The following is a 4665-nucleotide window of genomic DNA, read 5'->3' on the forward strand; positions in this document are numbered from 1 at the left end:
AGGTGGGGGATATTTCCGAGGAGGTGGTATCTTTCGCCTCTCTCATTTTTAATACGATCACTATCAACCAAGTTACCAATCTCGTACTTTTCGGCAAACTGCTATACGATAGTGCATGTTGGCGTATAAGGCGTTTTTAAGCCCGTTTTAGGCTATATAACCCCGCCCCTATATCCTCATGTGTTTTCTTGAAATGTTTTGTGAGTAGCTTTAAATAAGATTCTCTACGATTTTCTTTGCCCTTTGTTTTATATGTAATACATTTGCGGTGTATTGAAAATAACGTAGAAGCGTTAAGATATTATCTTGCATTGAAACTTGGACACTTTCATTCGCACAGGATAATGGACAAAATGCTCCTACGTCTTTGTTGTCGTATACTTACCTATCTATAGATGGGCAAATTATATGTACTTATAAGGCGTGGGGCTATTGTTTATTATTGTGCGAAGGGCAGTCCAAGGCCTCAATGCAGTAGTATCCAATAGTCCCCACGCTTCTTTTATTTAGAAACCACCGAACGAAGGGGACAGGGAGGATTTATATATGGTATGTGTATGGATATTCGAATTAGACATTATGATGCTCTTGGTATGACGTATATCGATATTTATACGGATAGGTCTATTGAGTGTATCTCATTTTGGGGTAAATTGGGCTTTTTTGGAAAAACTGCGGTAAAAAGAGAGATCAAAAATTGTATTGTGAATAACCTGCCATTATCGAATATTATCGATATGTTGAAAGCGAAAGGTTTTGATACTGCTAGTTTTTATGTATAAACAGGGAGGGAATTGTAATGGGTACTATTATTTCGATTATAGTCGGTGTTATTGCAATATTCGCTTTTTTAAGCTATATAGCTACTCCTAAAGGAGAGGATGCGGAAGAAAATGCTAAGGCTGGTGCAGCTGCAGGAGCTTATTTTCTTTTGTCTATAGCTCCTACTGTAATAACTATAATTATTATTGTTTTACTTGTAAAATCATGTTCTTAAAATGAAAAATATATCAATATTGATGTTCTTGATATTGTCTTTAGCTGTCTATGCTCAAGATAAAACATTGGAAATGAATGGAATGAAAACTTTTAGCATTTATTGCAATGAGGTTGAAATGTATACTAATGGACAAGAAAATAGCTATGTTTACAAAGCTGATGTAAGTATCTCATTTACTCCAGGTAAAATTGCAGGTATGGGGATTTTTATCGTAAATATGGATGGAGATAAACAGTCCTATAATGTTAAAGGCATACATAAGGCTATGAGAGATGGTAAAGTTTATTATACTTGTGTTGATGCGGATGATCTTAGGTCTATTTATGTATGGCGTGAAAATTACTTTTTCTTCACGGATGGTCAACATTCTGCAGAATACGTTTATAAATAACTCTAAGAAAATACATTGTTGTGGTATATATTGAACAAGGTATTAAATTATTATTCAATAGTTTAATACCTTGTTTAATAGTGGGATATAAGCAAAAACAATTGATACGCTATATCAATATATATTGAATATGAAGAGTGATATCAGAAAAACTAATAAATGTTTTGATCATGCTTTTTGTAGCTGGGATTGTAAACCTCAGATCACGGGTTTAATACATGATCCGGTTGAGGAATCAGAAGCCTATTTATCCATAGAGAAGGAGTTGGAGGAAAAGCTACGATCTTACTTCTCTGATAAAAGATTTGATTCTGGTAGCTGGTTTCGTACCCCGGTCTCATGTTTCGAGTATTGGCAAGTGATGAAACGTTTTTTATGGGAGGACTATCGAATAGAGTGGAGATCCCCGTTTGAATTGAATCCTACTATATTCAAGGATGATCTTTAGGGGGTATTTGGGGTACGAATGGCTTTATTTGGCGTGGATCGGGGCGGCACCAAAGGAGGAGGCTGCGAGTGGATGCGGAAGGCGGCGGCGGGGACACCAGCCCCCATTTTCTCTTTGGTACTTTGAGGTGAGAGTTTACATATGTCTTATTTCTTTTATTAACAATCTAAAAACATGGAATAATGTATATCGAATATAAAAGTGAAGATGAAAGAGAAAGAGATTATAGGGAATGGCGGCGTAAGCTAGCAGAAACCCCAGAGGTCGATAACGGTGGAGAGTGGCTGGAAACAATACTGCATGAGCATGAGAAGGAATTGAAGGAACAACCAAGTCTGGAACGTGAAAACCTTATTGTCCGCTTGAAACAAATGGCGGGGGATGACATTGGTTCAATAATAGAGACAAGAAGATCTGAGGGAGCCATGTGCTACAGCCCGGCCGCACCAGATATGCTTTATTCTTTCATATGTCCTAAATGTGGTCGGGAGGTAAAAGTTCAGACCTATGGATATGAATACGAGCATGATATTGAGATTATGCAAGAGATCATTTATGAGATGGTAGATTTAGGGTATGACGTGAAGGTGAGAAGGGTGTGCTCTGTTTGCAGTCAGAGAGAGAAAAAAGCGACAGGGATTGATTTACTATTCTATATTCGCTTTAAGGGTATGCAAACGTATCATGTGGCATTGGCCTCTATTGAGAAACTTAGGATAGTTTTAGCTTTTCTTAAAGGAGAGTATGGGTACGATGAGTTTATCATAGAGGACCTGCTCGTTATAGAGGAAATGACAGGTATCTGGTTATGCCCTAAATGCTGGAAAGAAATGGTGAGCATGGAGCATCTGAATCAGATAGATTTTGATTATATAAAAGATACTATAGAGTTGATAAATATTGAGTTAGGAGGCTGGACCGATAAATGTCATATAATGGCGATGATGTTATGTTCCGCTTGCTGTCAAACGGGGGTTGACATGTATCTTTTTGTATATATTTCTGGAAGTGATAAATATAATATGATACCGGCCTCAATAGAAGAGCTTAAAGCTTTCCTTGCTCTGTGGGAGAAAGTAAGAATGAGCCATGATTACATATCATTGGGAGATTTAAAAGATGCACTTTATCTTATTCAATATCTTAAGGATAGTATGGGAAAAATAGATTTTCATCCTAAAGATTCTAGGAAAGGATACATGGAGGGACGGTTAGATAGGGAGTTCTCTTATCCCAAGGATGACAGTTGTATACGTTTTGTGGAACATTTGGATTTCTTGAAGAAAATAGTAGGCATAGAATCATGGGGAATCAGGTTATAAGATTGCCAAGAAATGCGGTGTTGGAGGTTACATACCAATGTAATCACCGATGTCTCTTTTGTTCCTGTCCTTGGTATGCTCCCGAGGGGAAATATCCCAAAGGTGAGGAACTGGATTTACAAGCGTGGAAAGAGGTGGTGGACAGATTGTATGACAAGGGCGTGGAGGTTTTCTCTATCTCCGGAGGTGAGGCCTTGCTAAAGGATTGCCTACCTCAAATACTTGAGTACATCCATATACAGAGTGGCAAGAGAAACAAGTATCCGGGGATTACCTTGATCTCAAATGGACGTTTCATGACGAATGAGTATCTTCGGCTTTTCCAACGTTACCATGTGAACTTAGCGATGAGTTTACCGGGGTATGCTACGTTTAAGGATCATACCGGGGTTGATAATGCGGATGGAGTATTGGGTTGGTTCAGGGAGGCGAAAAGATTAAGGCTTAGAACGACGGTTAATATTACGGTGACAAGAATAAATTATGACGAGTTATTCGAAACGATAGCTTTAGGGTTATTGAATGGGGCCTCATCAGTCTTGTTAAACCGTTTTTTACCCGGGGGACGAGGTTTGCTGTATCGCCAAAAGCTTGAGTTGAGCAGGGAGCAATTGAATGGAATGCTTGATACGGCGGAAGAGGTCTTATCGTATAGGAAATGTTATGGATATGTAGGGACGGAGTTCCCGAGGTGCCTCATCAAGGATATCAATAAATATCGTTACCTGGGGATTGGGACTCAATGCGCTGCCGCCAAGGGATTCTTTGCGATAGATCCAAGCGGACAGATCCGGACGTGTAATCATTCCCCAAGGATTGTCGGGCATGTTTTAGAGGGGGAAATGATAACAGACAATGCGTATTGGAATCTGTTTGCTCAAAGCGACTATCATCCGGCTTATTGCGCGAATTGTTCTGATATCGGTGTGTGTGATTGCGGCTGTCGTGAGGTCTCTAATATCTTGAATGGTACGCCTAAAGGCCTAGATCCTTGCGTGGCTCAGTAACATATTTATGGTGATGAAAACATGTGAAGAAAAAAGAGTTGATGATGGATATTAGTTTGGTATGAAAACAAGTAAATGCTTTGGTCGTGCTTCTTGTAGCTGGGATTGTAAACCTCAGATCACGGGTTTAATACATGATCCGGTTGAGGAATCAGAAACCTATTTATCCATAGAGAAGGAGTTGGAGGAAAAGTTACGATCTTACTTCTCTGATAAAAAAATTGATTCTGGTAGCTGGTTTCGTACCCCGGTCTCATGTTTCGAGTATTGGCAAATGATGAAACGTTTTTTATGGGAGGACTATCGAATAGAGTGGAGATCCCCGGTTGAATTGAATCCTACTATATTCAAGAACGACCTATAATCGGTAAAAAAGGAGATATGGAAGATTTTTTAACCTTCTTATTCGTTTGTATTGTTGGTGGGGTGGTTGGATTACCGGCCTTCATAATCCTTCTATTTTGGGCAAGGCCGGAGCGATGGACATTTAAGTCTTT

General features: G+C 39.1%; 7 protein-coding genes. All 7 read left to right on the forward strand.

What is annotated here, in order from left to right; all coding sequences use genetic code 11:
* Positions 1–557: 557 nt before the first annotated feature.
* Positions 558–782: a hypothetical protein gene (locus tag DWY79_RS22110; RefSeq protein ID WP_122357622.1), complete on the forward strand. Its 225-nt coding sequence runs from the start codon at positions 558–560 to the stop codon at positions 780–782.
* 17 nt (positions 783–799) lie between these two features.
* The gene (locus DWY79_RS22115) at positions 800–997 is read left to right on the forward strand and encodes a hypothetical protein (protein WP_122357621.1); all 198 of its coding nucleotides are present in this window, start codon (positions 800–802) and stop codon (positions 995–997) included.
* Between the two features lies 1 nt (position 998).
* Positions 999–1391 (forward strand): hypothetical protein, encoded by a 393-nt coding sequence (locus tag DWY79_RS22120; RefSeq protein WP_122370494.1) that lies wholly within the window; start codon positions 999–1001, stop codon positions 1389–1391.
* Between the two features lie 130 nt (positions 1392–1521).
* Positions 1522–1839: a hypothetical protein gene (locus tag DWY79_RS22125; protein WP_122370496.1), complete on the forward strand. Its 318-nt coding sequence runs from the start codon at positions 1522–1524 to the stop codon at positions 1837–1839.
* A gap of 182 nt (positions 1840–2021) precedes the next feature.
* Complete coding sequence (locus tag DWY79_RS22130) at positions 2022–3161, forward strand: hypothetical protein (RefSeq protein WP_005865108.1); 1140 nt, start codon at positions 2022–2024, stop codon at positions 3159–3161.
* A complete protein-coding gene (locus DWY79_RS22135) occupies positions 3143–4168 on the forward strand; it encodes a radical SAM/SPASM domain-containing protein (RefSeq protein ID WP_005865110.1) in 1026 nt (341 codons plus the stop codon). The genes DWY79_RS22130 and DWY79_RS22135 overlap by 19 nt, the downstream gene beginning before the upstream one ends.
* Before the next feature lie 61 nt (positions 4169–4229).
* Positions 4230–4532, forward strand: coding sequence for a hypothetical protein (locus tag DWY79_RS22140; protein ID WP_122370498.1), 303 nt, complete (start codon positions 4230–4232; stop codon positions 4530–4532).
* Positions 4533–4665 lie beyond the last annotated feature (133 nt).

The organism is Parabacteroides sp. AF27-14 (assembly GCF_003635425.1).
GTDB lineage: Bacteria > Bacteroidota > Bacteroidia > Bacteroidales > Tannerellaceae > Parabacteroides > Parabacteroides distasonis.